The organism is Halomonas sp. KHS3 (assembly GCF_000830495.1).
Classification (GTDB): Bacteria; Pseudomonadota; Gammaproteobacteria; order Pseudomonadales; family Halomonadaceae; genus Vreelandella; species Vreelandella titanicae.
This window is the reverse complement of record NZ_JWHY01000004.1, coordinates 67,069-93,695: the sequence shown is the minus strand read 5'-3', so window position 1 is coordinate 93,695 and position 26,627 is coordinate 67,069. Positions and strand designations below refer to the sequence as shown.

General features: G+C 53.5%; 25 protein-coding genes. 7 read left to right on the top strand and 18 right to left on the bottom strand.

The window, feature by feature from the left end; translation table 11 throughout:
* Positions 1–50 precede the first annotated feature (50 nt).
* Positions 51–677, bottom strand: coding sequence for a LysE family translocator (locus RO22_RS11310; RefSeq protein WP_041158368.1), 627 nt, complete (start codon positions 675–677; stop codon positions 51–53).
* A gap of 109 nt (positions 678–786) precedes the next feature.
* Positions 787–1,158 (bottom strand): DUF2306 domain-containing protein, encoded by a 372-nt coding sequence (locus RO22_RS11305; protein ID WP_041158367.1) that lies wholly within the window; start codon positions 1,156–1,158, stop codon positions 787–789.
* Positions 1,159–1,272: 114 nt separating this feature from the next.
* Between RO22_RS11305 and RO22_RS11300 the strand changes: the two genes are divergently transcribed.
* Entirely contained in the window at positions 1,273–1,800 is a 528-nt protein-coding gene (locus tag RO22_RS11300; protein WP_039858268.1) for a PadR family transcriptional regulator, read from the top strand.
* Between the two features lie 78 nt (positions 1,801–1,878).
* Here RO22_RS11300 and RO22_RS11295 read toward each other — a convergent pair whose 3' ends face one another.
* Complete coding sequence (locus RO22_RS11295) at positions 1,879–2,631, bottom strand: Crp/Fnr family transcriptional regulator (protein ID WP_041158366.1); 753 nt, start codon at positions 2,629–2,631, stop codon at positions 1,879–1,881.
* A gap of 368 nt (positions 2,632–2,999) precedes the next feature.
* Between RO22_RS11295 and RO22_RS24435 the strand changes: the two genes are divergently transcribed.
* Positions 3,000–3,173, top strand: coding sequence for a phosphatase PAP2 family protein (locus RO22_RS24435; RefSeq protein ID WP_138800261.1), 174 nt, complete (start codon positions 3,000–3,002; stop codon positions 3,171–3,173).
* Between the two features lie 261 nt (positions 3,174–3,434).
* Here the strand turns inward: RO22_RS24435 and RO22_RS23855 are convergent, their stop codons facing one another.
* Entirely contained in the window at positions 3,435–3,896 is a 462-nt protein-coding gene (locus tag RO22_RS23855; protein ID WP_052475604.1) for a hypothetical protein, read from the bottom strand.
* A 95-nt stretch (positions 3,897–3,991) separates the two neighbouring features.
* Between RO22_RS23855 and RO22_RS23850 the strand changes: the two genes are divergently transcribed.
* The 3 genes from RO22_RS23850 (at position 3,992) to RO22_RS11270 (ending at position 8,034) form a co-directional block, all read left to right on the top strand.
* A complete protein-coding gene (locus RO22_RS23850; RefSeq protein ID WP_052475603.1) occupies positions 3,992–4,948 on the top strand; it encodes a LysR family transcriptional regulator in 957 nt (318 codons plus the stop codon).
* A 644-nt stretch (positions 4,949–5,592) separates the two neighbouring features.
* Positions 5,593–6,348 (top strand): phosphatase PAP2 family protein, encoded by a 756-nt coding sequence (locus RO22_RS11275; protein WP_041158365.1) that lies wholly within the window; start codon positions 5,593–5,595, stop codon positions 6,346–6,348.
* A gap of 1,152 nt (positions 6,349–7,500) precedes the next feature.
* On the top strand, positions 7,501–8,034 hold the full coding sequence (locus RO22_RS11270; RefSeq protein WP_411906333.1) for an invasion associated locus B family protein: 534 nt from the start codon (positions 7,501–7,503) through the stop codon (positions 8,032–8,034).
* Positions 8,035–8,237: 203 nt separating this feature from the next.
* Here the strand turns inward: RO22_RS11270 and RO22_RS11265 are convergent, their stop codons facing one another.
* Entirely contained in the window at positions 8,238–9,032 is a 795-nt protein-coding gene (locus tag RO22_RS11265) for a 2OG-Fe dioxygenase family protein (RefSeq protein ID WP_041158363.1), read from the bottom strand.
* Between the two features lie 354 nt (positions 9,033–9,386).
* Here RO22_RS11265 and RO22_RS11260 point away from each other — a divergent pair, with 354 nt between their 5' ends.
* Positions 9,387–11,168 carry a putative bifunctional diguanylate cyclase/phosphodiesterase gene (locus RO22_RS11260; protein WP_084625323.1) on the top strand — a complete coding sequence of 594 codons (1,782 nt, stop codon included), beginning with the start codon at positions 9,387–9,389 and terminating at the stop codon, positions 11,166–11,168.
* 257 nt (positions 11,169–11,425) lie between these two features.
* On the opposite strand, the gene RO22_RS11255 is transcribed toward RO22_RS11260, so the two are convergent.
* The 7 genes from RO22_RS11255 to RO22_RS11225 form a co-directional block, all read right to left on the bottom strand.
* The gene (locus RO22_RS11255; RefSeq protein WP_084625321.1) at positions 11,426–13,090 is read right to left on the bottom strand and encodes a diguanylate cyclase; all 1,665 of its coding nucleotides are present in this window, start codon (positions 13,088–13,090) and stop codon (positions 11,426–11,428) included.
* Between the two features lie 220 nt (positions 13,091–13,310).
* On the bottom strand, positions 13,311–13,775 hold the full coding sequence (locus RO22_RS11250) for a MarR family transcriptional regulator (protein ID WP_041158361.1): 465 nt from the start codon (positions 13,773–13,775) through the stop codon (positions 13,311–13,313).
* A 106-nt stretch (positions 13,776–13,881) separates the two neighbouring features.
* Positions 13,882–14,367 (bottom strand): restriction endonuclease, encoded by a 486-nt coding sequence (locus RO22_RS25310; protein ID WP_411906330.1) that lies wholly within the window; start codon positions 14,365–14,367, stop codon positions 13,882–13,884.
* Between the two features lie 762 nt (positions 14,368–15,129).
* Complete coding sequence (locus RO22_RS11240) at positions 15,130–16,683, bottom strand: alpha/beta fold hydrolase (RefSeq protein ID WP_084625319.1); 1,554 nt, start codon at positions 16,681–16,683, stop codon at positions 15,130–15,132.
* 217 nt (positions 16,684–16,900) lie between these two features.
* On the bottom strand, positions 16,901–17,863 hold the full coding sequence (locus RO22_RS11235; RefSeq protein WP_041158359.1) for a hypothetical protein: 963 nt from the start codon (positions 17,861–17,863) through the stop codon (positions 16,901–16,903).
* 95 nt (positions 17,864–17,958) lie between these two features.
* Positions 17,959–18,486: a hypothetical protein gene (locus RO22_RS11230; RefSeq protein WP_041158358.1), complete on the bottom strand. Its 528-nt coding sequence runs from the start codon at positions 18,484–18,486 to the stop codon at positions 17,959–17,961.
* Between the two features lie 92 nt (positions 18,487–18,578).
* The gene (locus tag RO22_RS11225) at positions 18,579–18,950 is read right to left on the bottom strand and encodes a hypothetical protein (RefSeq protein WP_152618907.1); all 372 of its coding nucleotides are present in this window, start codon (positions 18,948–18,950) and stop codon (positions 18,579–18,581) included.
* Positions 18,951–19,352: 402 nt separating this feature from the next.
* On the opposite strand from RO22_RS11225, the gene RO22_RS11220 reads away from it, so the two are divergent.
* Positions 19,353–20,273, top strand: a complete 921-nt coding sequence (locus tag RO22_RS11220; protein WP_041158471.1) for a ketopantoate reductase family protein — start codon at positions 19,353–19,355, stop codon at positions 20,271–20,273.
* Positions 20,274–20,383: 110 nt separating this feature from the next.
* Here RO22_RS11220 and RO22_RS11215 read toward each other — a convergent pair whose 3' ends face one another.
* The 6 genes from RO22_RS11215 to RO22_RS11190 all read right to left on the bottom strand — a co-directional run bounded on the left by RO22_RS11215 (position 20,384) and on the right by RO22_RS11190 (position 26,562).
* A complete protein-coding gene (locus tag RO22_RS11215) occupies positions 20,384–21,010 on the bottom strand; it encodes a glutathione S-transferase family protein (RefSeq protein ID WP_041158356.1) in 627 nt (208 codons plus the stop codon).
* Positions 21,011–21,228: 218 nt separating this feature from the next.
* Positions 21,229–22,122 carry a 3-hydroxyisobutyrate dehydrogenase gene (gene mmsB / locus RO22_RS11210; protein ID WP_009286467.1) on the bottom strand — a complete coding sequence of 298 codons (894 nt, stop codon included), beginning with the start codon at positions 22,120–22,122 and terminating at the stop codon, positions 21,229–21,231.
* A 37-nt stretch (positions 22,123–22,159) separates the two neighbouring features.
* A complete protein-coding gene (locus tag RO22_RS11205; protein WP_041158355.1) occupies positions 22,160–23,275 on the bottom strand; it encodes an enoyl-CoA hydratase/isomerase family protein in 1,116 nt (371 codons plus the stop codon).
* A 53-nt stretch (positions 23,276–23,328) separates the two neighbouring features.
* A complete protein-coding gene (locus RO22_RS11200) occupies positions 23,329–24,483 on the bottom strand; it encodes an acyl-CoA dehydrogenase family protein (RefSeq protein ID WP_041158354.1) in 1,155 nt (384 codons plus the stop codon).
* Positions 24,484–24,679: 196 nt separating this feature from the next.
* Complete coding sequence (locus RO22_RS11195) at positions 24,680–25,672, bottom strand: branched-chain amino acid ABC transporter permease (protein ID WP_035578664.1); 993 nt, start codon at positions 25,670–25,672, stop codon at positions 24,680–24,682.
* 2 nt (positions 25,673–25,674) lie between these two features.
* On the bottom strand, positions 25,675–26,562 hold the full coding sequence (locus tag RO22_RS11190) for a branched-chain amino acid ABC transporter permease (protein WP_027959158.1): 888 nt from the start codon (positions 26,560–26,562) through the stop codon (positions 25,675–25,677).
* Positions 26,563–26,627 lie beyond the last annotated feature (65 nt).

Sequence of the window (26,627 nt, the reverse complement as noted above, 5' to 3'; positions counted from 1 at the left end):
TGTCTCCCGCTAGGCACAGCATTTTCATCATCAAATTTCCTGGCCTTTGCTTACACAGGCCGCTTAGCAAGCAGCGCCCAGATACCCGCTGAAGAGAGTAACGTTCCGCCAACCAAGTTGAAGCGACGCTGGGCGCGACGCGATGCCAGCATCTTGCGCACAGACGTTGCGAATACGGCGTAGAGAGTGGCATTAAGCGTTGCCAACGCCACAAACGTGATCGCAAGTATCCACAGTTGTTGCTCAGCATCGGCGTTCGGGCTGACGAATTGCGGCAAAAAGGCGACGAAGAAGATAATGCCCTTCGGGTTGAGCGCAGTAACGAGATAGGTATTGGTGAAAAGCTTCCAGCGCGAACCTGATACCGCCGGTGTTACTGGCTGCACAGAGGATATACCGGCACGCAATAGTTTGATGCCCATATAGAGCAGGTATAAACCGCCGATCCACTTGATTACAGTGAACCAAAATGCCGAGGTGGCTAACACCGCTCCCAGGCCAAGCAGTGAAAAGAGCAGCGCCGTTGAATCACCCAATGCCACCGCAGCGACAAGCGGAATATTGGCGCGCCTGCCTTGGGCAATAGAGTAGCTGACCACGGTCAAAATCGTTGGCCCGGGAATGGCAAGCAACGCCACAGACGCAAGAGCAAAGGCGAACCAGATTTCAATAGACATGGAAAGCTACCTCACAGGTTGTTAATGCTAAGTTAGCATAAGCTCAACAATGATTGGAGTATCCTGCTAAGGGGTCAGCGGCCCTATCTAACACGCTTGCTTTTAATCATCACCACATTCCCAGCTGAACAGCGATCCAGCGTCCTGGTGCCAGGGAACCGACAAAAGCACCGACCAGCCCCAGATAGGCACCAACCATCCAACCGCGATGCTGCTCTACCCTCCCCTTGAAGATAGCCACCACTGCAACGGCAAGAGCTACTAGCACCCACAACGAAAGCAGATGAATCGGCCCAAAGTGACCTATTAGCGGCAGAACGCCGCCGCCAAACCAGAAGGAGCTCAAGGCAGAAAACGCCATGGCGAGCACCCAGATGCTGCCGATTAGTCGATGGAGCATAGTGCCCTTTGGCGAAAGCAGCAGAATAGCCCCAAGCCCCAGGGCCAGAAGAGACGCGTAGAGATGCAGGGTAAACGCCATGAAACCTCCAAGAGCCAAGTCAATCGCCCGGCAAATGCAACTTGTTGCATAAGGCTAGCCCCTGCCATTTTATTATGCAACTATGTGCATAACGTTCGAAACACACGGTTACTCATGTCCCTACGCGCCGTTTTATTAATCACTCTTCAGCGTGAGCCCGGCACTGGTTACGATATCCTCCAGCGCTTCAAAGCGGGACTCGCCCATGTTTGGCAGGCCAGCCACCAGCAGCTCTACCGCGAACTTGACCGAATGCGCGGCGATGGCCTATTGGCGTGCGAGACTCTGCCGCAAACCGAACGCCCCGACCGCAAGGTTTACCAACTCACCGAAGCGGGGCGTCAGGCGCTAGACATCTGGCTCGCCGAGCCCTTGTCTACCAGCCCTGTGCGCCAGCCATTGTTTGCCAAGTTTTTCGCCTGGGAACGCTGGCCTGAGGAGGCCCGCCGCGAAGAGCTCACCGACTTCCGCAAGCAGCTCAAGGATCGCCTAACGACTTACGCTGCCATCGAACGGGAGTGGTTTAGCGATCCACAATCGTTGACGCCCGCCCAGCGAGCACCCTGGCACACATTGCGACTTGGACAACGCCTTACCGAAACCTGGGTAGAGTGGGTCGAGGAAGTGATAGAGGAAAATTAGCTTTTGGTGAAACCAGCTTCTCGTGGAAGCTGGGGGCTTTGGAGGGGGCTTGATCAGCCAATAGAGGCTACCAGCGCTTTACGGGCTCGCTTTTAAAAGTTCAGAAAACGAGGGAGATAGGAATTCATCGATATAGCTATCATTGAATTCGACTAACCGCGCCAACGCTTCGGGGTCGGGCAGCTTCACGTGCTGGCGGTTTCGGATCACCAAGCCCTCATCACGCAGCATCGAGAAAGTCCGGCTCACGTGTACCGGGCTCATCCCTAGCGCGTCGCTAATCAGCTCCTGCGTGAGCGGCATGAAGAAGCTATTGTCCCTAACGGCCTTGATCCGCTTGAGTCGCAGATAAATTTCGTAGAGAAAGTGCGCCAGTTGCTCGTGGGCTGAATACTTGCCGAGGTATATCAGCCGCTCGGAGAGTTGCGCCTGCTGACGAGTTGCTGTGGCCACGATGCCGGCAGCTAGGCTTGAACGCCCAAAGAGCTCAAAAAGCTGCTGATATGAGAAAGGGCAGATTACACCTTTATTAATCATTGCCGCACTTGCCAGGCGGCGGGTGAAGCCAAAATCACGAATGCCTATGATATCGTCAGGAAGGTAGAACTTGAGGATCTGCTTTGAACCATTTTTCAAGTTACGATAGGAGTATGCCCAGCCCTCCTTGACCACGCAGAACAGATCAGCATCCTCGCTCTCCTGCCAGAGCACCTCACTAGCTGACATGTATCTAGGGCTGAGTTCAAGACCCAGCAATAGCGCTTTGTCTTCCTGAGACAGCGCACCTTGAGTACTAAGGCCCCGCATCACTACTGTATCGATGAGAGACACTCTGTTACCCCTCAGGCAAATGGTTTATTAGCGTCATTCTAAAACATTTGCCGACCTCACTAACCTAACGTAGGTTATGAATTATGCTTGTTATCAAATGGTTGCATGAATCCTATAGGGATGCCCTGGCTCCCGAATGCCACACGGCAACTTCGTTTCGGCAACATTTCAGGCAGCGCCACCAGGTCAGCCCCCGCAACTGGCGCAAGACCTTCGGCGACAATGCCTGACTATCCTGCCAAACGTCTCCTGTCAAAACGTCAACTGGGCTTAGAAGTAAGCGGTTTTCCGCGCTATTGATAACCCTGGCACAATAAAACCGTCAGATTCGACGTTGCGTACCCCTTCTCAAAGCAAAGGAGTTGCAAATGAAGCACCATGAAAAACTTGGACAAGTTGGGCGCAAAAGCTTTTCCCTGCTGGTGGGTATAAGCCGAGTCTACCTTGGGGTTCATTGGCCGACCGATGTGCTTGCCAACTGGACGGCCGAGGTGAGCTGGGCGCTGGATGCAGCGGCGTGGGCAGGTAGAGACGGAAGATAGCAGGTCGGACACCGACGACTGCGGCCTTTGAATCACACCGGTTCGGATGGCGCTCCTGGCGCAACTTGGGCGTCCGTCTATGGGGTCGGAATGATCATGATGGCATCGCGGATAGTAAGCCTGCAGTCTTTGCGGCGCTTGGCGATCGCGCTCTTGGGTATCCCTACGCCGAGAACCGTCTCACAGTTTTAGTCGTCTGGGTATAAGAGCCTGAAGCTATGGCAGGCCACAGCTTCAGGCCCCAGATAGAAGTTCTCCCGGTCACGGATACTGGCCGTCGGCGTCGTTGGTTGGATGCTTAGGTGTTCCAGAAGCTGTCAGCGGTTTGAAACGGTGAAACTGGGCCCAAAGGGTCATTCCGCCGGTTGCCACCAAGATGGCAGCGAGCGGCAGTCCGGCGGGATTCAACACCACATGAAACGCCACAATCACCGCCATCACAGGCGCAAGCAATGCCAACCCTAGTGCAGGCGCTCGATTGCTCAGCAACAACGAAGCGCCGATCAGTTCGATAACTTTCATTAAGGGCCAGAAAAATCCAACCTCTTTGAGAGCGGCTTCAAAAGCCAGACCATCTACTGATGTTGGTGGGTGGATGAGGTGCGATCCAGTGAATATATACCAAAACCCATCAATTGCACCGATTAGGAAGATGCCTCCAAGCACCAGTCTTGGGCCGGTATCAACAAATAGAGTCTTTGCGTTTGGTAACGAGAGCGCCATCGTGAATTCCTTTCAGCTGTATATTGATCTTTGACCGATACGGGGCCATTATGCTGGGAATTCCGTGTTATAAAAGCAAATAGTATTCATTTAGCATGAATGAAATTCAGATTAGAAACCTGGACCTGAACCTGCTTTTGGTCTTCCGTGTGTTGATGGATGAGGGCAGTGTCAATCGGGCCGCAGAACAACTCGGCCGTACGCCTTCAGCAGTCAGCCATGCTTTAGGTCGGTTGCGTGGCCAGCTTGGTGATCCGCTTTTGGTTCGTGTTGGTGGAATTATGCAGCCCAGCCCAAGGGCTCTCGCACTTTACCAAGAGATACAGCCGATCCTCGCCCGGATTGAACGCGCCGTGCAGCCGCCAGCGGAATTTAATCCCTCGAAAAGCACACGTATTTTCAAAATAGCCGGCCCCGGCTTGGACATTGTGGCCACAGAAGTTGTCCGAAGGATGCACAGAGAAGCACCAGAGTCCGGCCTTGCATGGCAACCCCTGTCAAAGGAGACCATGGGTCAGATCGTAAGTGGCGAAATAGACATTGCATTTGGGAACGCAAACTTCCCTCTCCCGGCAGGATTGAAGGCTAAGGCTCTCCCCCCATTAAAACGCTATGTCTTCGCTCGTCATGGACACCCAGCTTCAAATGACTGGACAACGGAAAGTTGGATGAGTTGGCCTCATGTCGTTGTACGCGCTCCAGGTGCAACACATGGAACTGTAGAAGAGCGACTCGACAGCTTAGGTCTGAAACGCCGGATTGGGTTACACGCTGCCAGTTGGTCAGGCATTGGTGCGGTCTTAAACAATACCGACATGCTGGGTAATTTTGTCGCGCTGTGTCTACTAGGAGGCGCGCAGGGTGAAGATATTCAGGTATTTGAGCCTCCCGAACCCTTGCCTGACGTGTCTTTTCGGGTGATGTGGAAATCAGAACTTGATGGTGACCCCGCCACCCGGTGGCTACGCAATATTGTTTTGGCGACGTTCGATGCGCTAATCGATGAGGCTGACCGACGCCTCGCAACATCTGACATCATCAAGCCACGCTAAAGCACCTGTTAGGCTGTCGCAAAATTTACGGGCAACGAGAGCGGGGTTGGTGATGTCAGGTAGATCGGGACGAGCGCTAAGCCTGCAGGCTCGGAGTGATTATGCGGCGATTCTCGTGGCCGGCCTGTCGACCGGTGGTGCGAGTGCTGTGATCGCGGAGGCTATCAATTTCTTGACCGTGTCCGGCAATACCAGTTGTCTCGATCTACTGCCGCAGTAGTGGCCGTCTGGTCTCACTGATATCCGGATTGGGTCGAAATCAGCCCTCCAACCAGGTGCCCCTAGAGCAATAATCTGCGCTTACTTTCACCCACTCTACGCGCAGATTTTCAAAATCTTCTTAGCTTCAACGCTTCCAGATAATGATTGCTGCCATCGCTGGAAATTAACCTTTTATACCACCTTCATTTATAGGCAGTGAACACAATAAGCTTGGCGGCAACGCCACTGCCAAGGATTAAGCCAAAATCGCGAATGCCACACGGCAACTTCGTTTCGGCAACATTTCAGGCAACGCCACCAGGTAAGCCCCCGCGACTGGCGCAAGACCTTCGGCGACAATGCCTGACTATCCTGCCAAACTTCTCGTGTCAAAACGTCAGAATTGGCGCTGCGTACCCCTTCTCAAAGCAAAGGAGTTGCAAATGAAGCACCATGAAAAACTTGGACAAGTTGGGCGCAAAAGCTTTTCCCTACTGGCTCGGCTCGGCCGCTACGAACTAGCGATGCTGCTATGCGTCGCGGTACTTTCCGGTGGGATTTGGGGGTTCGTCGCGCTGGCCGAAGAAGTTATCGAGGGGGACACCCATAGCATCGATGAAAGCCTGCTGCTCGCCCTTCGCAATCCCGCGGATCTAAGCGACCCAATCGGGCCGGGATGGGTTGAGGAAATGGGCCGGGACTTTACCGCACTCGGCGGTGTCGGCGTGCTGGTACTCATCACATTGGGTGCCCTGGGCTACTTGTTACTTGCCAGGCACTATCGCGCGGCTCTCTTTGCCTCAATCGCGGTGCCCGGTGGCATACTTCTCAGCACCGTGATGAAGCTGGGCTTTGACCGCCCTCGCCCCGATCTCGTGCCTCATGAAGCCATGGTCTATACCGCGAGCTTTCCCAGCGGCCACTCAATGATGTCTGCCGTGACCTACCTCACCCTGGCAGCGCTACTCATTCGCGTACAGCCCGCGCTGAGGCTAAAGGCTTACCTTTTGATACTGGCGATATTGTTGACCCTGCTGGTGGGCATAAGCCGCGTTTACCTTGGGGTTCATTGGCCGACCGATGTACTTGCCGGTTGGACGGCCGGGGCTAGCTGGGCAGCACTGTGCTGGATCGTGATGCACTGGCTTCAGCGGCATGGGCAGTTAGAACCGGAAGAGAGCAGTTCCAGCATCGAATAACGTGGCTCAAACAGCGCTGGGTAACACAGAGAGTGTTGCCCAGCCACCTGGAAGAACGAATATTTAGCTTGAAGCCGATTAAAAGGGGCTGATGACATCCAGACCAGCCAGCCACGCCAGTGCACTACTTGCAAAATCAGCGCTTTTTGGGCGTTCTGGGAGGAAAATAGCCGCTTAAAAGCCAGCGTAGAATATTGCTCGGTTCAATTATCGGACAAAAAAATAACTTTAGTCACAGCTAACAAATAAGCTTAACCCTATAGAAACAAAGAATTAGCTTGTAGTGGAGCAAGGTGCAGTCTGTCTACTTCCTGAAGATTTCATATGGCCAGGGTGAGGCCAGCTTTTACGTTTTAGCAGAGTATTAACTATATACAATGCGCGTCGACACTTTATGCGCTAACATCAGCTCACGGAAGCTGGTTTCATACAGCTTAACGGGTCAACTAATGGATTAATAGAGGCAAATAGCATGAGCAAAGGAAAAGACAGTAAAAAAGACACTAAAAAGAAACCCCTTCTAACAGCCAAAGAAAAGAAAGCTGCTAAATCATCAAAGAAAAGCGAAACCAACGTACTAGGTAACTAAGCGAGCCTAACTCAGCACTACCGCTCACTGCTAAGACTAATAGCAAAATGCAGTAGTGTTAGGAGTTACTTTTGATAGAACGAAACTTTGTTACCTTACATAATTTCAAACAGCCCCTTCACGCTCTTGCCTTTCACTTTTAATTGACCACTGCATAAACCACGCCAATAAAAACTGCAAAGGTAAGCGGGCATATAAATACAGCCTAGGTATATAAAAATATTGCTCAGAGTATAATGCCAGATTTATATCGGCAGATATCTGACGGTGCTTTTCAGCTTAGGGAGACCCATGAGCAGTTGCACCGCTACACGCAGCAACACGCCTGCCTAGCGTCCTGTGTAAGCCTTAATCGCCACTCCGGAACTCGCCTATATAGCGAATGGTTTCACAAATAAAGTCTATATTTACCTTAAATAAAAAAACGCTCAGGAAAACGAGGTGGAGAGGAAGGTAAACCGCCCAACCACGCTCTCGTAAATCAAGGGCTCGACCTCAAGCGAACAAGCAGGCATGGTGAGTATTATTATCCACCATCAGCGAACCAACAGGAGGTTATGCCAATGCCGAACTCTCTTACTCAAAACCTATGCAGGATGGGGCTATTATCGCTCTTGGTGCTGTCTCCCAATGCCTTCAGCCAACAACAACCGGGGGCAGCCTCCGGTAATGATGTCACTACCGAGTCGTTCCAGGATTGGGAAGCCCGTTGCCAGCGTAGTGCCGAGGGCCCGAGCCCTTGTGCGATGTCGCAATTGATCACTCAACCTGACAGCGACCAACCCTTGATGCAGGTAATTCTTGACTACCCGCCTCAGATCGATGACCCGGTGATGAGCTTCTTCGTGCCGCTGGGGGTACGTCTGGCCCCGGGCTTGCAATTCAGTGTGGATAACGCTGAGCCAGTCCAATTCCCCTATCAGGTATGCCAAGAGCAAGGGTGCCGTGCTGACGTGCCCATTGAGTCGTCGATGTTGCAGCAACTCCGCAGTGGCAATACAGCAACCCTCAGCATGATTAGTCCACGCGGTGAACGCATGGACATAGATATTTCACTGCTCGGCTTTACTGACGCCAGTAACCGCATCGCTCGTTAACCTTCGGGGCCTTGCCCAGACAAAGCCGACTTAAAAGGGACACGTTTACTCAGCCGTTGCCAGCAGCCGCTCACACAACGTTGGCCAGTGGAGACAGACACCCTTGCCGTCGGCCAGCACTTCCCCTTGCCGGGCGCACAACCAAAACGCCCCCGGAGTTCCGGGGGCGTTGGTGTTGCTAGGTTCTCAATTTACCGAGAGTATCAGTAGCTCTCATTGAGGACCGCTTCCGGGAAGTGGCGACGCAACATCCGGTTCTGGAAGTCGTCCACGAAGCGACTATTGATGATGATGATAAACCGTTCGAAGGGTGACTCGCTGTCGAGCTGTTCGATCCCGTCGACACTGTGGAATAGCCGGTCATCGTTCAGATGAAGGATATCACCCGGATTCAGGGTGATATCGACCAAGGGTTGCGTGCCAGCTTTGTCTGCGTAGAGGTGGTTTTCGGCGCCCGCCACGTTTTCCCGATTGATGACCAGAATGCTTAGGGCCTTGCAGCCATCGGCATGAATTCCCTGTCCCTGAAGGGGGTCGATGCTGCCTTCCCCGCGAACCCCGGTGATCTGCATCAGGATGGGCTCCTGCGCACCGATACTCCACAGCCTTGCCCAGGCGCGAACGAAGGCTTTCACATCGGGGCGTGCCATAAATTCCCAAGTCAGCGGATCATAGTACCGCAGGCGATCCGCCATGCTTTCCGCGTCGTTGAAGGCACCCCCCTGGGCCATGGGGCATTGGCCCATATCCTCGACATCTCCCTGATCATTCAGGGCGAGCCATGACATCCGCTTCCACCGCTGGTTAACGTAGGGATCGCGCGGCAGGTCAGCGGTAAACCCCTGCCAGGCGGTCAGATCGATTCGCTCCCGAATATTGGTTTTCGCCCAATCCTGATGCCTCAGCGCCTCTATCACTCCCGGATTCCAATAATCGGCGAGTGAATCGGCAGGCATGGAGGTGAGGTCGAAACCGTGCTTGAGAGTATCGAGTTTCATGTGGGTATTCTCCTGTTAACTGGACTGAATTGCCCGGTGTTGCCGTTGTAAACACCACGGCCAACAGAAAGAAAATGAAAAGATTTGCAAGGATATGTCAAAGGAATGTACTAAAAAGAGTAATTTTTTTGAAAACAGGATCAGACCGTTGATGACGTTTATGTGTAGGTTATCTCCTACAAGTAGGTGTAGGATAATCACAACAAAGTGCCCCTCTCGTTGCCATTATGATGGCTCTTGACAGTGTTTTTTCTTCAAGTGGATCCCATGACTGCCAGCGATCCCCGACTTCACAGAGATCCGAAACGCCTGAAGGAGAACCGCAGGAAGTTTTCCGGTGCACTCGTGTTGAAGATGTCAAAGACACCTTCAACTGATGGCATCGATTCGCATGATGCCGGTAGGGAAGAAGTCGAGTTAGTACGCCGCCAGTATCTGGAGAGTGAGCAGCAATTCCGCGCCCTGCTGGAGAGTCTGCCGAAAGTGGCAGTTCAGGGTTATGATCGCGATCGGCGGGTGATTTACTGGAATGAGGGTAGCACTCGTCTCTATGGCTATACCGCTGAGGAAGCCCAGGGACAGTTACTGGAAGATCTGATCATACCTGCCTTCATGCGTGACGAGGTGATCCAGGCGCATGATGCCTGGATCAAAGAAGGGGTCGATATACCCGCCGATGAACTCCAGCTCAAACACAAAACCGGTGAACTGGTATCGGTCTTTTCGCAGCATCTGATGCTCAATGAGCATACCGACTCACCCCTAATGTTCTGCGTGGATGTCGATCTTTCCGACCAAAAGCGCGCCCACCGTGACCTGGAATTCGCCACCCGTTTCGACAGGCTCACCCATCTCCCTAATCGCCAGACCTTCGAGGTCGATCTGGACAGTCTGTTGGATTCCTGTCGACGCCAGGGCCATGGCCTGGCCACCATCTACCTGGACATCGATCACTTCGTTGAGATCAATGATGCCCTTGGCTATGATCAGGGCGACCGCCTGCTCATTGAGCTGACTCGGCGACTGAGAGAGTGCCAGCGAGTCACTGACCTTGTCTCCCGTGTCTCTAGCGATGAATTCGTGCTGGCCTTTCCCGGCGTCCACTTGCCCCCCGATGTCAGACGGGTCGTTCGTCATGTCCAGAATGTCTTTCGGGAACCTTTCGTCCTGGATGGTCGGGAGCGTCAGGTCACGGCCTGCCTGGGTGTGGCACTCTTTCCCGAGAATGGTGAATCGTCACGCGAATTGATCCGTAATGCCGATGTTGCCAAGAATCGTGCAAAACTGGAGGGTCGGGGTGCTGTACGTTTCTTCCAACAGAAGCTCCATGATGAGCTGGTTCGCCAACACTATCTCTCGGCGCGACTCGAGGAAGCTCTGGATAACGGTGAATTCTCCCTCCACTACCAACCCCAGGTCTCGGCGGCCAGTGGGAGAATAGAGAATCTCGAGGCCTTGATACGCTGGGAGCCTGCCGAGGGCCCGCCGATCTCGCCTGCCGAGTTTATCCCGCTGGCCGAGCGTTCCGGTGTGATCCATCGTCTGGGCGACTGGGTCATTGAAGAGGCTTGCCGCCAGCAGGTGGAATGGCGTGCCAAGGGATTTCATGAGCACCGCATCGACATCAATGTCTCGGGTCGTCAACTGGTACGACCCGATGCCCTCAAGAGCTTCGAGGATGCGCTGCAGCGTCACGGCTTAGGCCCGCGGGATATCGGCATCGAATTGACTGAGAATGTCCTGATCGAAGCCGACGAGACCGTCCTCGAGGATCTGCGGCGCCTCTATCATCGCGGTATTCACATTGCTATCGACGATTTCGGAACCGGTTATTCCTCCCTGAGCTATCTCAAGCACTTTCCAGTCACCGCCCTGAAGATAGATCGCTCCTTCATCCACGACGCTCCCACACAGCCGAAGGATCGGGCCATCATGGAGGGTGCCATCTTCATCGGTCATCGGTTGGGATTGGAGGTGGTGGCCGAGGGCGTCGAGAACGCCGAACAGTTGTCATTGCTTCGCGAAATGCATTGCGACCTCATCCAGGGGTTCTTCTTCTACCGTCCAATGCCTGCCAAGGAAATCGACCGCTTGCTGGGCGGTTTCGTGCCTGGTCACGAAGGGCTGTCGAGCTGAGCCTCGTCATGATTTGGCGTCCAATGCCCGGGGTTGCCATGACCTGGAGAACTTGTGAACGATCCTGATGCTCATTGATCGCAGGGACTGACACTGCTGGCCCTAGCTGGATTGCCGTTACCGGCCAAGAGTAGACTCTGGCCATGGCAATTGTCCCGGGGCAAGGCTCAGCCTATGCACCTCATCGCGGGTCAGGTGCGGCTGGCCACGTCATTGGTGGCGCATACGGGGTTCCGCTAGAACTAGTTCCTGACCGCTTAGCCGGTGCAAATCTGGTCTCGCCCAGCATGTTTGGCTGCATAAAGCGCTGTATCGGCGCGCTTTAAAACGTCCGAAAAGGGAGCGTCCTCAACATGCTCGCTGACTCCGCCACTCATAGTAATGCTCAGTTCGCTACCGTCCAGTAGAGCAATGGTGCCTATCTTGATGTGATGGCGAATCCGTTCCATGACTTTCTCAGCGACCAGAAGGCTTGTCTGTTGCATCACGATCACAAATTCCTCGCCCCCCACGCGCGCCAACATGTCATTATCGCGCAGACATTCAGAAATACGGTTGCTCACCCACTGGATTGTGGTATCACCGACGTCATGGCCATGAGTATCGTTGACCTGCTTGAAGTGATCAATATCGACCACAGCAACGGAGAAGCACTCCCCGCGTGATATCAATTCCGCCACATGTTGGTGCAGGTAGGAACGGTTGGGCAGTCCCGTCAGATGGTCTTGCGACGCCTTTTGGGCCATCAGGTCCCGCTCCTTACGTACCTGCTCGACTTCGTTCTCATGAGCGATAGAGCGCTCAACGGCATCGGCAACTAGCCTGACCAACTCGATTTCCACCTCGGTAAAATCGCGGCGACGGGGAGTCGGGCTGGAAAAGTTGATAGTTCCCCATACGACTCCGCCCACGTACAGCGGGGTGCCGATATAGGTCTCGAGTCCAAATTGCAGATAACAAGGATGGCCGCTGATGCGCGCATCCTGACCTGCACGGATGGTATGAAAGATATCGTGGGTATCGAGCATTAAACGACAATACGTGTTTCCCAAAGCGAAAGTTTCGCCTGGCGTTATATCGACGTCCGAAGCTGCCCATTTGATGATGTATTTATCATCGATGATGCGACTGACTAGGCCTATGTCCAGAGACAAGGTACTCAATGCATCCTGGAGCAAGCGATCAATGATCTCGCTGGTGCTAATATCGGTACGGTTCACGCCGCTATGGATATTACGGAGCAGATTGATCATGGCGCGATCTTCAGAGACATCCTGGATGATGGCATAGAACCCGACGACTGCCTGCTCCACTAAGTCAGGAACGTACTTTACTTTGAAATAGGAGGTGCGACCATCTTGTAAAGAAATTTGGTCTTCGTAATTAACCTCTTGCCCAGACAGTACTTGTTGAAAACGTGGCAACACCTTTGCATAGGAGTCGGCATCAAGCACAGAAGACACCGGCTGGCCGTAGAGTGTTTCTCGACTGATGCCAACGAAGTCCACATAGGCCTGATTGTTGAGGCGATAACAACCCTCTCGATCAACGTAAGTCACCATGACAGGCAACTTGTCAGCAAGACGCCCGACAATGCCATGATCGGATTGGATAGAGGAGGTAAGTTTGATAACGACGCTGCCATCGGAAAGGCCGTAGTAACCGCAAGTGCCATCCTCGTAGCCCCAGGTCTCGCTGGGTCGTGCTTCACGCCTGGCTAGGTTCTCCGAGACAGCCACTCCCAGTTGAGCGCGAATATCTTTCAACACCCCAGGTGCCAGACCGATCAACTCATCCGGTTCACAGCCGAGCAGTGATTGTGTATCGCCCACGGCATCACAGATATACTGGTCGCGTGAAATACGCAAATATGCAGAGTGAGAGAGTTCCAGGACTTCCTTCCACCAGTCAGGTTGACTCACAGCATCATGCCTCTTTTTGGCCTTGCATGGTACGACGTTACCACCGTCAGTAGCACCGGGGTTAGATTCAGAGGTAACTTTATCGTACTTTACCACCGTATTGGGTACGGCCCCTGTCGGCCAAGAGCGGACTTTTAGGCGATTCTGATATAGCGGTTTAACACTGCGCTCTGCGGAAATTTGGGAGCGTCAGCGAGTAAATTTTCCTAGCAGCGCCTTGTTAGCTTGTGCGCGCCAACGACTTACGTCCCAAATTTGTGGGATACCAGCGCAACCTGCCCTCGCTATTTCTTGTTTGTTCAAGTAACCCCTTAGCGATCAAGTCCGAATATGTGCGGTTTACGGTAGCCTTATTTAGGCCTGTTTCTTTTGAAACACCTGTAATAGAACGCATAGCAAATCGACTGTTAATTATTGCGGATAAGACGTTTTGCTCTGCTTGATTTATCTGAACGGCATCGTTAGTTTGATCGTCTTCCTCATTATCATCACTTTCGTCAAGCTTACTCTCGACTGCTTCGGCCACTTTCTCTAGCCTTTCAATCTCAACACCTCCAGCCTTAATCCGTTTTATATTTCGAAGTATAGCCGGAAGCTCCTTCTTGAAAATTGCAGCCAATACAACAACAGCGACCGGCCAACTCAGTGCCTTAATTATTTCTGACCAAAACGCCAACCAGTCCATATATTCTCCTGCAAGCTAACGCCTTGCTTCAGCCGCGGGCGCCAGCCCGTCGACTGCAAGCGCTTGTTGGGCCACTTGAGTCTTCATACGTTTCAATAACCTCGTGTTACCATGTATCCGTCAAGATCATGTCTCCCAGTTCACGCGCCGGAGCCCAAATTCCCTTTGAGCTTCGAACGTACTCCTGGCATAGCGAGACGATCTTCTGTTGACCAGCAATACGAACTGAGTGCTGCTCGACCTCGGCTCGCCCACGCATCACTTCTTGCGTAAAGCCGGATGAAGACAAGATGAGCCCAGTAGCGTCATCACCAGCTCTTGCAACGACGTCCACAAGTGCGGAAACCACCTTCTCTCCTGGCTTTTGCCCGCTCGGCAACCAGTGTTTTACTTCAACTAGAAAAACCTGACGCCGACTAAATTCTCCGTACTCAAGGCGTAGATCAAACCCTCCGTCTTTACCTGACCTTGTGAGAATAGTATCGAAGCCGAGGCCCTCAAAAACCTCTCTTAGAGCGCGCTCTAAATCTCTCCACTCCACGTGGCGGAGACTTTGCGGATGGCGAGCTATATGTTCAGCGACCGCGCCCATCGTACGGCGAAGGAGTAGCTCGAGGCTGCTACGCGTAACAGCCTCCTCTTCGGCGACCCTTTGCGAACGGACCTCGTCAAGATATCGTTTTAATCGAGGACGGCCATTAGGCCCGATGGAAATCCTGCCCTCTTTCTCTAGTTCTTTTGCTCGGGCAGCGGCAAATCGCCAGCATCTCCCTGGCGGCGGCAGGTGCCCGTGCCATTCGTAGACAAGAGCTGGACGCTCGTAAGGGGCAGTAACATCTGTGGCAAGCCACGGCCCACGAGGATCATTATCTGGGTTCTTATATCTCGACTCGTCGACAACTCGGGCTCGTGTCTCCAACGTCCCTCCGCTAGTCATGGTTTCTGATTCCGCCTCATCAGCGCCCAACAGCGTATTAGACGGCGTGTTCTATGATTGAATGAACGTGCTGGCACTTTTTTCCGGCAAATGCAGCCCGCCACATTCTCCCAAGCCTATGATTTTTTTTGGCTATTAATTTTCAATAGGCAGTATAGCCAAAATTCGCGCGCCTGCGCCATTCCTCGTTACCTCCGCTCAGGGTCGATAGCACCTATGCTCGATCATTCTTATTTCGGCCAAGAGCGGCCACTCAGAAGCAATACTTCACGTTGAAGCCCAGCCGATACAAGTACGCGGGGATCGCCTGTTAAAAATTGTGGCCCAGGCTTCGGTCGTGCCAGCGACACTGACCGAAGGTCTGGCTTCTGTTTAAAACGCAGTGGTGTGTGTGACATAAAATGCCACTCATCTCCACTATTGCGGCGGCTCGATCACCCAGGGATCCAACGCCACTTCATTCTTACAACTGTCGTCGATGGGCTCGTATGGATCATCAAGAAAGGCGCTAATCATGGTCGAACGGCACTCATTGACAGGATTGTGGCCTAGCCCCTGATACTCGACGAACTGCAGGTTGGGCATGGTTTGGCGGACATGCTCACTCCAACGTGTTCCACAGCAGGGATCCATCTGGCCATGAATGGCCAGAGCCGGCGTATCTGATACCGGCGGATCGTTGTGTTCGACGGGCACATTGCCGTCTTCGCCCCACCACCCGCAGACCCACGGGGGCTCGAAGCCCAAGATCGCCGGCTCAGTCTGCACCGCGGCGATCGAGTCTTCGCGTGTGGGCCGGTTCGTGCCCATGTCACTGCAGACATGGGCAAGGAAGTAACCCAGCGCATAGTTAGGGGCTTCCGGTTCTGGGTCGTAAGCGTCGATGAGGAAGAACTCTTTCAAACGCGTGTAGTCGCCCGCCTGGATATCGGCGAGCAGGCTGGGCAGTTCGGCATAGGCCCCTGGCAGCATCAGATAGAGCGTGTCGAGGAAGGCGGCCCCGTCGAAGTAGAGCGTTATGCTATCGCCGGCGTCGCCGCCGACATCGACAATGTAGGGCTGGCTGTCCAGGGTACGACGTGCCCTGTCGACTGCCAGCATCCAGTTGGGCAGCATCTCGCGGCACGCCTCGTCCTCGGCGGCGCATAGCGCCAGCGTATCGGTGAATATCTGCTTGGCAGTGTAGAACTCATCCACGGGCGCCCGGTTGCGCAGATGGTTGAACCATGGCCAACCGAGGATGGCGGCGCGAATGCTGTCCGGATGGTACTGAATGAAAGAGAGCACGGTGCCGCTACCTGTCGAGGAGCCGAAGGCATCGATGTCGTCGTATTCCAGCAGTTGGCGTATCTCGTCGACGTCACGCGCTACGGCATATTGATTGTATTGGGCAACGTCGATGCCCTCGTCGGAAAGCTTCTGGTAGCACGCCTCCACCTCACTGGTGATCGCCTCCAGGCGCTCCATCGGCTTCAGCGACGAGGCTATCGCCGGGGTGTGGATGATGTTGTGGTACGGCGACACGACCGCGTAATCGGAACACTCCAGCGTCGGCTCGCTATGAATGAAACCACGGTGATCCATCGTCACAAGCGTGCGGTTGCCGATATCCTTGCGGAGCTGTTCCATGTAGTCGCGCAGACCCAGCGAGGAGTAGCCCGGCCCACCCGGGAAGAAAAAGACCGGCACCTCGTCGGTATCGCCGTTTTCCGGCTCGATCACCGCCACGGGCACCTGAATCCGGTTGTCGCCGGGGTCATCCCAATTCTCATGACCATGAAAGGTGTAGCAGTCGGCGCCGAGTTCCGTGAGCGCCTCGGTCACGCACTCCGTGGACTCCAGCCGCGGTATCGTATCCGAATCTGTGGATTGCGCGTAAGCGAATGAATGTGCGGTGAGCAAGCCAAGGGAAATGGCACCTGTCAGAAACCGCCCGCGGTACTGGCCATACCGGCACGGAAAAATATTCATTGCATGCCTCCATCGGGGTTGTTCTTGCTGTTATCCGGGGGTACCAACTGTGAAGTTAGTTCCCCGGTCAAAGAGCGTCAAACGGGCTTTGGCGGCCTGTATGGAGACATCTATCGGCCAGAAGCTGCCTTTTAGTCGTTTCTGATATAACGCCTTACTCACCGGAGAATTAGGAGCGTAGCGAGTAATTTTTCCGCGTGCAGCAACTTGTTAAGCCTCATTTTGCCCACGGCGCCATCTTTAACAAAAAAGATGCATTATTGATAGAGTACTTTCTCTCGTACTTACTTGTCACTTTCTCAATTAATCGCAATGCTTTCTTATAATAATCCACCGCCTCACTTACATTTTTTACAAGCTCAGAATACCTCAACTTAATAGCGTCTTTGTCACTTGGAAGCAGCTGAATTACAGAAAAATCTAAACTCGCATCATGATTATTAATCTTGTTGCTCAATTTGTTTAGGTCATGGCCAAATACCCATGAACCATAAATTTGTTTTAAATATACCTTTAAGGTTTTTTCAATTGCCAGATGTAGTTCCCAGCAACCAATTGATGCTTGAGGTTCTTGAAATGACAAGATATCAACAATAGATTTTTCTATATGCCCCCATATACCGTCCGCCATGCTGGCTGCTTCTTTGTCAATACCACCCGCCGAACCTAAATTAAGATTAATTTTCCGAGTCATAGAAACTATTTCGCTAAACTCGGTTGATAACCTATCCATCTCTTCTGGAGGGAGCTTGTCTAAATCAATCTTGGTCTGAGCCATATCTCCTATGGATTCATTCTTGCTCAAGCAGTCAGGAAAAGTAAGCCATGCTGTTTCATTTGGCACTTCTACTCTACTTGTAGTTGCTGGAATCTTGACTAAAACAGGATGCCCATAAGGAGTAATAAGTCCCGAGTAAATTCTATTAGTTGGATTTTTAGCCAACTCTCCATATCTATCCCAATACCAGTCATTGACTAAAGGGATTAGTCCTTCAATAAACGCTGTACTCTTTAAAAGCTCCTCTTTGCTTTCATAACTTGAATCGATTATGGCAACATCCACAAACAAATATGCAGCACGCATAAAGCGATCAAATATCGGTACGTTCAATTTTTGCAGATGCTCGTCAATAAATGGCATATGCTCATCAATTGCTTCTTTCAACCCATACTTGCTCATCTGCGGAACTCCATTGGGCTTAACGTTTGCAGCATGCGGGCCCATGAAATGGAGCCGAAGGCGCAATGTAGTGGGCGTCGCCGTGCCTGCACTGGTTAGGCATGCTTGCTCAGCTCTACATCGATATACTTGATCAAAGCAATGATTTTAGTCTGGTAGTTCTCTAAATCCTCTGAAGTTTTGCTGCCCGTCGCATAGATAGTGAACGGTGCGAACTTCTTCATTTCTTCAAAATGAGACAACACCTTTTCAGCCGAAACCCATTTGGGGAAAAGATAATATTCTGGTGTCATAAACTTATAGAAAAGGTCGAGTGAATTTTCCTGGTAGCGAGTAAACTGCTTCCATTGATCCGGACACTCGCGCCGGAAATCTTCTAATGACCACTTCATCATATCCAGCTGCCCTTTAAACTGAGCGACATAGTAGATATCGAAAAATATTTCGCTCAGTTTCGTCCTTATCGAGCCCATCTCCAAAAACTGACTTTTTGCGAGTTCAGATCGGAAGATATCGGATCTCTTTTTCACAAAAGCTAGAATCGAGAGAGCCACCGCGACCAGACTAAAAATAAACTGGCCTATACCGCCTAGAAGCTCAGAAATCTGCAATGCTAAATCCACGATGGTTCCTTTTGCCTAACGCCGCTAAGCACGCGCGGCTACGGAATGGAGGCGAAGCCGCAATGGAGTAGACGTCGCCGTGGCTTGCATGGTTAGATTTTGAACGTATTGTGCACATGATTCTCAAGAAGAAACTGTTGAAACTCCCATTGATGGCTCAATCTATCCTGTTTTCTTGGGCGCGCTGTTGGGTCGGTGTACATGTACAGGTGAAAACGGCCAGCAGAGTGTTGCTGCGCAATTTTTTCAACCTCAGAATGCGTCATCAACCAGACCTGCTCACTTGAAAGGTCGACGAAAGCAACCAATTCAGCAGGAGAATCCTCGCGCAGCCACCAATCCAAAGCCGCCTTACCTGACCCACCACCTGGTTTTGCCTTATGATTGGTCTTCACCTGGATTGTCCGGGCGTCTCCATCCTTGGGAGAGAAAGCAACGAGATCGACACCAGTGTCAGTGCTCATTGGAGCGGACTCTATTCCGCACAAAAGGAGACGGTACTGAACTAGAAGTTCACCGCATTTGCCTATTTGGGCTTTGGATAACGCCATGACACTCCCAAAAATCTAACATAGATTATCGTGCCGGCTGCATAACACGGCTGAATCAGCATGCCGCTTTCGCTGGAAGGGCCGCTTTGGGTCGAAAGCAGCCATCTAATAATGCCTCATGACAACATCAGGCATAACACGCCGTCACGCATTGGCCACTTCACCCACCAAATTCACTTAGCATCAAACTTATCAGACATTGTTTGCCACCGTCACTAGCCATTAGTCCCCTTTGCTCGTGCTTTTTCACCTTCGCGCCCCTAAACCAAACGCGGTAAGCTTGGCGACAACGCCGCTGTAGAGTACATGCTTGATATGACTACCCACTGGATACTCGGCCCGGGTGCCATTGGCCGCCTGCTGGCCCATTCGCTTTCACCTATAGCGGCCACCACCCTACTCGGTCGCCGTGCGCTGCCTGCTCGGCAGATGCTGACCACGCCGGAAGGCGAACAGCTCGTGCTGCCGTTAAACTCGTTGACGATAGATCAACTGGCATTAAAGACGCCGGTACCGCCCGCCTTTGTGCATATCACTACCAAAGCCATGGTGGCTGAGTCGGCGTTGGCTGGCATTATTGACTGTATTTCCCCTTCTACCCCGCTAGTGCTGTGGCAGAACGGTTTTTTGGCGCAGCCGCGTATTACTCAGGCGTGGCCGGGGCCGGTGTTGTGCGCGACAACAACCGAAGGGGCTTATCTAACCGGTGATGATGGCGTGGTGCATGCGGGGCGCGGGCATACCTTTGTGGGCGATTTGCATAACCAGCACGGTGCGCTGGCGGAAGAACTGGCGCAAACATTAACCCAGGCAGGGCTTGCCGCCACAAAGGTGGATGATATTCGCCAACGCTTGTGGCAGAAGCTGGCGGTGAACGCGGCGATTAACCCACTGGTGGCGTTAAATGGTGTGCGTAACGGTGAATTGCGCGGTGAAACTTATGCGGGCCGTGTGGTGGCGGTGGCAAAGGAAGTCGCGGCGATTATGTTGGCCGAGGGCATTGCGCCGCCCAATGATGGCAACGGTGAAGGTGCGTGGTTGGCGTTGGTGTGGCAGGTAGTGGAGAACACGGCAAACAATAAGGCTTCGATGTTGCAGGATGTGGAGGCCAAACGCCCCACCGAGCGCGGGGCGATATTGGGGCCGTTAATTGAGAGTGCCCAGCGCCATGGGTTGGAGTGTGAGGTATTGCAGGCGCTGGATGATAAGTTGGCGGAGGTTGAGGCGAGCTTTTAGGCATTACCTGGGGCAGCTTCGCTGCCCTCCCGCGGGTGCCTCGTTTCTCGCTACGCTCGCTACTCGTTACCACACGCTACAAGTGCGCTTACCTTATTTAGATTCAAGCATCACGTAACAGGAATCACCACCACTTTTTGGTAGGCGGGACGTTCAGCGATTTGTTGGTACCAGCGTTCTAGATTGGGGCGCGGCTGCCAGGTTAAGCCGATATGCCATAGGTTGTAGATAAAGGGTGCAACGGCAATATCGCCCAGGCCAAACTCATTACCCGAGAAAAACGCTTGCTTGGCCAGCACGTTATCCATCAACTCAAACAGCTCTTCACACGCCTGCATACCCGCTTCAAGGGCAGCATTATCGCGTTTTTCAGGTGGGGTTCTGACATAGCCCATCAGGATCGTGCGGTGCCGTGGTGACAGAGTGCTGTTCGACCAATCCATCCACTTTTCAGCCTGCGCCCGTTCGGCGGGGGCTTCGATCCATAGCTTGCTTTGCCCGTACTGCGCGGCAAGGTAGCGAATAATCGTATTGGATTCCCACAGCACGCTGTTGGTGGCGTCATCTTTGAGTAGCGGCACTAGCCCGGTGGGGTTCATGGCCAGATATTCCGGAGTGTTGTTTACCCCGTGCTCCAAGCCAGCCTGGATCTGTTCGAACGGTAGTTCCAGCTCTTCTAGCACCCAGCTCACTTTCTTGACGTTGGTGGAGTTATTGCGGCCCCAAAGCGTGATCATGGTAGTCCTTGTATATGAGCAGTTTCTTTAAGTTTGCCCGCCCTTGAGGCCGGAGACAAGCTGTGGCTTCGGTGGGATAGCTGGGGCGGCTTCGCCGCCCTCTCGCGGGTGCCTCGTTTCTCGCTGCGCTCGCTACTCGTTACCACGCGCTACAAAACCTATTCACCACTCACCATTTACCATTCACACCTCACACCTCACACCTCACACCTCACACCTCACTCTTTATCCTGATAGAACTGCATCAGGCTTGAGAAGTCCAGTTTACCGTTGCCTTTGGCTTTATGCAGGGTGAACAGTGAGCGGGCGGCGGAGCCCATGGGGACTGCGGAGGCGCTTTGCTGACTGACATCCATGGCGAGGCCTAAGTCTTTGATCATCAGGTCGACCTGGAAGCCACCCTGATAATTTTTAGAAGCCGGTGCGTTTTCCATGACGCCTGGGTAGGGGTTGTAAACATTGAGCGCCCAGTTACCGCCGGAGCTTTGCTTCATGATCTCTGAAAGCACCGCGGGATCCAGGCCGTTTTTGACGCCCATATTGATCGCTTCGCAGGTGCCCGCCATCAGGATAGAGAGCAGCATGTTGTTGCAGGCTTTGGCCACCTGCCCTGCGCCGTGATCTCCGGCGTGGAAGATGTTTTTGCCCATGGCTTCCAGCACCGGCTTGGCCAGCCTGAACTCGACCTCGCTGCCGCCTACAATAAAGGTCAAGGTGCCCGCTTGAGCGCCGCCCACGCCACCGGAAACCGGCGCATCGATAAAGCCGATACCCAGCTTCTCGCCCTCTTCAGCAACGCCTCGGGCAGTGGCACCGTCAATGGTAGAGCAGTCGATGACCAGCGCTCCACGTTTGATCACTTCAAACAGCGGCGCATCGTCTTCAATATATAGCCCGCGTACATGCTTTCCGGCGGGCAGCATTGAAATAATAAAATCGGCGTCGGTGGCAGCTTCCTGGGCCGAGAAAGCCACTTCACAACCATTCGCTTTGGCGGTCTCTTGCGCCTCTTGAGAAAGATCAAAGGCGCGCACGTCAAAGCCAGCTTTTACTAGGTTGGCAGCCATGGGGCCGCCCATATTGCCCAGGCCGATAAATGCGATGGTGTTCATTTTATTATCCTTATTAGCCGGTAATGGGAAGATTATATTAGCGTAGATCCGCCAGCGGATTTTGCGACCATGCGGAAGATAGTAGCTCGTTGATAAAGCTCTCCTCTACCGAGGCCACATCGGGATACGTCCAATTCGGTTGCCCGTCTTTATCGACCAGCAGTGCGCGCACACCCTCAGGGAACTCACGGTGTCGGCAGCACTGTACCGAGAGCGACATTTCGGATTGGAACACCTCTGCCAGCGACATATGTTTAGCCCGCTTTAGCTGCTCATCAATCAATTTCACTGACACCGGGCTACCGTGGGCCAGCGTTTTCTGTGCCTTGCCAAACCACTGATTGTCGCTTTTTACCGCCGCAATAGCGGCGACAATTTGCTCCACGCTGTCGTGATCCATCAACTCGCGAATCAGCGGTGAGTGCTGGTATACGGGCGCTTCCAACTCGGCAAATACGGGCTGGGATGTTTGCTCAAGCTCACGCATGATGCGGTTAACCACCCCGTTGGCATCGGTATTCTCACCGGCTCCCCAATGTGCGTCGGTCAGTTGCTGCAGCATGGCGTCACGGTGGTGGCTGGCGATACAGCGGTCAGCCAAACCCAGATGAACGGCGTCTGGCGCATTGATCTGGCAGCCGGTCATGGCTAGAAAGCGCCCTGCGCCGTTGGGAAGCCGGTTTAAAAACCAGCTGGCGCCTACATCCGGGTAGAGGCCGATAGTGACTTCCGGCATTGCCAAACGCGAGGTCTCGGTCACGACACGGTGGCTACTGGCGCTTAACAGCCCCATGCCGCCGCCCATCACAATACCATTGCCCCAGCAAATCACCGGTTTGGGGTAGGTATGGAGTAGAAAATCGAGCCGATACTCGGTCTCGAAAAAGCGCTCGGGGAAGCTGGGGTCGCCCTCGCCGGTAATCGTTTTATACAAATTCACCACGTCGCCACCGGCGCAAAAGGCTTTTTCGCCTGCGCTATCCAGCAGCACCGCGACCACCCGCTCGTCGGTGGCCCAGTCGCGAAGGCGCGGCAGCATCTCTTCACACATCTCAAGCGTTAATGCGTTCAGCGAGCGTTCGGCATTGAGCTTAACCTCAGCAATTACGTGGCCGTCTTGGGTGGCGTGTTCGGTAAACAGTACGCTGCTCATTGGCATTCCTTATCCGTCGCTATCGTATCCACCATAATCTTATTCATCGTCATTTACAGCTCGGTGGCGCCGTCTGCCAGCACCCGGCGGGCGATGATCATCCGCATGATTTCGTTGGTGCCTTCAAGAATCCGGTGTACCCGGGTATCACGCACGTAGCGCTCCATGGGGTACTCCTTGATATAGCCGTTGCCGCCGTAAAGTTGAAGCGCTTCGTCGCACACCTTGAAGCCCACATCGGTAGCAAAGCGTTTAGCCATGGCACAGTAGGTCGGTGCGTCGGCGTGGCCAGCGTCCAGCTTGGTAGCGGCCATGCGCACCAGCTGCCGTGCAGCGACCAGCTCAGTGACCATATCGGCTAAGCGGAACTGCAGCGCCTGGAACTCGGCTAAGCGCTTACCGAACTGTTTGCGCTCCAGCATATACTCCCGCGCTTTGTTGATCGCCTGCTGGGCGGTGCCGATAGAGCAGGTAGCAATATTGATACGCCCGCCGTCGAGGCCCTTCATGGCGATTTTAAAACCGTCGCCTTCATTGCCGAGCAGATGATTGGCGGGTACCCGCACCTCTTCAAAGGTAATCATGCGGGTGGGCTGGCTGTTCCAGCCCATTTTCTCTTCCTTGCGCCCATAGCTAATGCCGTCACTCTTGGCATCAACCGCAAACGCCGAAACGCCGCTGGCGCCCTCACCGCCGGTGCGCGCCATCACCACGAGAAAATCGGTGCTACCGGCACCGGAAATAAACATCTTGCTGCCGGTCAACACGTAATGGTCGCCATCGCGCTTGGCAGTGGTTTTCAGCGAGGCGGCGTCGGAGCCTGAGTTTGGTTCGGTTAAACAGTAAGAACCCAGCAGCTCACCCGTGGCCAGCCTTGCGCCCCACTGCTCTACCGCTTCCGGCGTACCGAAATCCGCTAGCATCCAGGTGACCATATTGTGAATGGTTAGATAGGCCGTGGTAGAGGTGCATCCCATGGAAAGCTGTTCGAAAATGATGCTGGCATCCAACCGCGAAAGCCCTAACCCACCCACGCTTTCCGGTGCATAAAGAGAGCAGAAGCCCAGCTCGCCCGCTTTACGAATCACATCGACGGGAAAGAAGGAGGTTTGATCCCACTCGGCAGCGTGGGGCTCTAGCTCGTTTTGGGCAAACGCCCGCGCCATATCGGCAAAGGCGACCTGATCTTCATTGAGTTCAAAATTCATGGCGTATCTCCGCAAATGCGCGTGCGCACTGCTGTTGTCGTTATAATTGACGTTAACGTTAACTTATCCATTTACCCGGCTACAAGCAACCTGCCAACGCTTGCGACCTTAGGCGTAGGCCTTATAAAAGAATCAAAAAAAGGGCGCCAAACGGCGCCCAAAATCGGACAGAGAGAGTGCTATTTAATAAAAACGCTTACTTAAAGTTTTTGCGATACATCTTGTCCAGCTCACCGATTATTCCGCTACGGAAACTGAGCACACAGACCACAAAGATGATACCGAGAATAACGCTAACCCAATTCCCCAGCGGCGACTGCGCCAGGATATGCTGAAGGCTGACCACAATACCTGCACCCATTAACGGGCCCAGCAAGGTGCCCACACCGCCCAGCAGGGTCATCAGTATTACCTCACCGGACATATGCCAGTGCGCATCGGTCAACGAAGCCAGCTGGAAGACCACGGTTTTGGTGGAACCCGCCAAGCCCGCTAAACCTGCAGAGATCACGAACGCCACTAGCTTATAGGCATCGGCGTTGTAGCCCAGCGACACCGCGCGGGGCTCGTTTTCACGAATCGCTTTTAGCACCTGGCCAAACGGCGAGTGCACCGTGCGTTGAATCAGCGCGAAGCCGAAGATAAAAATCGCGAACACAAAGTAGTACATCGCCAGGTTACTGCTCAGGCTGATAAACCCAAACAGTTCGCCACGGGGCACGCCATGCAAGCCATCCTCACCGCCGGTAAACGGCGCCTGCACAAACATGAAGTAGACCAGCTGGGCGATCGCTAAAGTCACCATGGCAAAATAGATACCCTGACGCCTGATGGAGAGCACCCCAAACACCACTCCAAGCAGCGTGGCTAGAACAGTCCCGGCGATAATACCCAGCTCAGGCGTCAGCCCTGGGTAGCTTGCCAACAGGTAGCCGGTTACGTAACCACCAGTGGCCAAGAAAGCCGCATGGCCGAAAGACAACAGACCCGCATAGCCAAGCAACAGGTTGAACGCACAGGCAAACAGCGCAAAACAGAGCACTTTCATCAAGAACACGGGGTAGGCCAAAAACGGCGCGACCAGACCCACCACGATTAGCGCCAGATAGAACATATTGCGGCGAAACTTGGCCCGCTTTTGACGTTCCAGTACCGCGGATGGCGCCGCCATTGATTGAGATTCTGCCATGTTCATGCCTCCTTACCGAACAGCCCAACGGGGCGCAACATGAGCACGAGGATCATGACAAGAAAGATCACCGTATTAGAGGCTTCGGGGTAGTACACCTTGGTCAGCCCTTCGATGATGCCCATGGAAAGCCCGGTAATAATGGCACCTAGAATCGAGCCCATCCCGCCGATGACCACCACCGCAAACACCACGATTAACAAACTCGACCCCATGGTCGGCGATACCGGATAGAGCGGCGCTGCCAACACGCCGGCAAACGCAGCAAGACCAACCCCAAATCCATAGGTGAGCGTGATCAGCAGCGGCACATTAACGCCAAATGCCTGCATCAGCTGCGAGTTCTCAGTACCTGCGCGAAGGTAAGCACCCAACCGCGTACGCTCGATCATAAACCAGGTAAACAGGCACATCGCCAGCGCTGCCACCAGTACCCAGGCGCGATATGTCGGTAGGAACATAAAGCCCAGGTTCAAGCCACCCTGGAGGATCTCCGGTGTAGCGTAACGCGCCCCGGAAACACCGAAGAAGTTGACCAGCGTGCCCTCAAAAATCAACGCCAAACCAAAGGTCAGCAGCAGCCCATAGAGGTGATCCAAATGGGCAATACGGCGCAGCAAAAAACGCTCCAGCAGTACCCCAAAACCACCAACCACTAGCGGCACTAACAGCAGCGCCAGCCAGTAATTAATACCCAAATAGCGAAAGCCCAACAGTGCGGCGAAGGCCCCCAGCATGTATTGCGCCCCATGGGCAAAGTTGACGATCTTCAACAGGCCGAAGATGACCGCCAGGCCCAGGCTAAGCAGTGCGTAAAAGGCGCCATTCACAAGACCCAGAGTTAGCTGGCCCATGAAGACGGCCATTGGCACGCCGAATATCATCGTCATAACGCGACTCTCCTCGCCCTCAAACAGTTGGCGGCAACTTGCCGCCAACCGGTTCTACACATCAC

What these genes read in the sequence shown, in the direction of transcription:
- RO22_RS11190 (WP_027959158.1), bottom strand. Translation starts at nt 26,562, where the DNA reads ATGACGATGATATTCGGCGTGCCAATGGCCGTCTTCATGGGCCAGCTA.
- RO22_RS11305 (WP_041158367.1), bottom strand. Translation starts at nt 1,158, where the DNA reads ATGGCGTTTACCCTGCATCTCTACGCGTCTCTTCTGGCCCTGGGGCTT.
- RO22_RS11265 (WP_041158363.1), bottom strand. Translation starts at nt 9,032, where the DNA reads ATGAAACTCGATACTCTCAAGCACGGTTTCGACCTCACCTCCATGCCT.
- mmsB (WP_009286467.1), bottom strand. Translation starts at nt 22,122, where the DNA reads ATGAACACCATCGCATTTATCGGCCTGGGCAATATGGGCGGCCCCATG.
- RO22_RS11240 (WP_084625319.1), bottom strand. Translation starts at nt 16,683, where the DNA reads ATGAATATTTTTCCGTGCCGGTATGGCCAGTACCGCGGGCGGTTTCTG.
- RO22_RS11275 (WP_041158365.1), top strand. Translation starts at nt 5,593, where the DNA reads ATGAAGCACCATGAAAAACTTGGACAAGTTGGGCGCAAAAGCTTTTCC.
- RO22_RS11260 (WP_084625323.1), top strand. Translation starts at nt 9,387, where the DNA reads ATGTCAAAGACACCTTCAACTGATGGCATCGATTCGCATGATGCCGGT.
- RO22_RS23850 (WP_052475603.1), top strand. Translation starts at nt 3,992, where the DNA reads ATGAATGAAATTCAGATTAGAAACCTGGACCTGAACCTGCTTTTGGTC.
- RO22_RS11270 (WP_411906333.1), top strand. Translation starts at nt 7,501, where the DNA reads ATGCCGAACTCTCTTACTCAAAACCTATGCAGGATGGGGCTATTATCG.
- RO22_RS11235 (WP_041158359.1), bottom strand. Translation starts at nt 17,863, where the DNA reads ATGAGCAAGTATGGGTTGAAAGAAGCAATTGATGAGCATATGCCATTT.
- RO22_RS11200 (WP_041158354.1), bottom strand. Translation starts at nt 24,483, where the DNA reads ATGAATTTTGAACTCAATGAAGATCAGGTCGCCTTTGCCGATATGGCG.
- RO22_RS11195 (WP_035578664.1), bottom strand. Translation starts at nt 25,672, where the DNA reads ATGGCAGAATCTCAATCAATGGCGGCGCCATCCGCGGTACTGGAACGT.
- RO22_RS11225 (WP_152618907.1), bottom strand. Translation starts at nt 18,950, where the DNA reads ATGAGCACTGACACTGGTGTCGATCTCGTTGCTTTCTCTCCCAAGGAT.
- RO22_RS11310 (WP_041158368.1), bottom strand. Translation starts at nt 677, where the DNA reads ATGTCTATTGAAATCTGGTTCGCCTTTGCTCTTGCGTCTGTGGCGTTG.
- RO22_RS11300 (WP_039858268.1), top strand. Translation starts at nt 1,273, where the DNA reads ATGTCCCTACGCGCCGTTTTATTAATCACTCTTCAGCGTGAGCCCGGC.
- RO22_RS25310 (WP_411906330.1), bottom strand. Translation starts at nt 14,367, where the DNA reads ATGGGCGCGGTCGCTGAACATATAGCTCGCCATCCGCAAAGTCTCCGC.
- RO22_RS11250 (WP_041158361.1), bottom strand. Translation starts at nt 13,775, where the DNA reads ATGGACTGGTTGGCGTTTTGGTCAGAAATAATTAAGGCACTGAGTTGG.
- RO22_RS23855 (WP_052475604.1), bottom strand. Translation starts at nt 3,896, where the DNA reads ATGGCGCTCTCGTTACCAAACGCAAAGACTCTATTTGTTGATACCGGC.
- RO22_RS11205 (WP_041158355.1), bottom strand. Translation starts at nt 23,275, where the DNA reads ATGAGCAGCGTACTGTTTACCGAACACGCCACCCAAGACGGCCACGTA.
- RO22_RS11215 (WP_041158356.1), bottom strand. Translation starts at nt 21,010, where the DNA reads ATGATCACGCTTTGGGGCCGCAATAACTCCACCAACGTCAAGAAAGTG.
- RO22_RS11220 (WP_041158471.1), top strand. Translation starts at nt 19,353, where the DNA reads ATGACTACCCACTGGATACTCGGCCCGGGTGCCATTGGCCGCCTGCTG.
- RO22_RS24435 (WP_138800261.1), top strand. Translation starts at nt 3,000, where the DNA reads ATGAAGCACCATGAAAAACTTGGACAAGTTGGGCGCAAAAGCTTTTCC.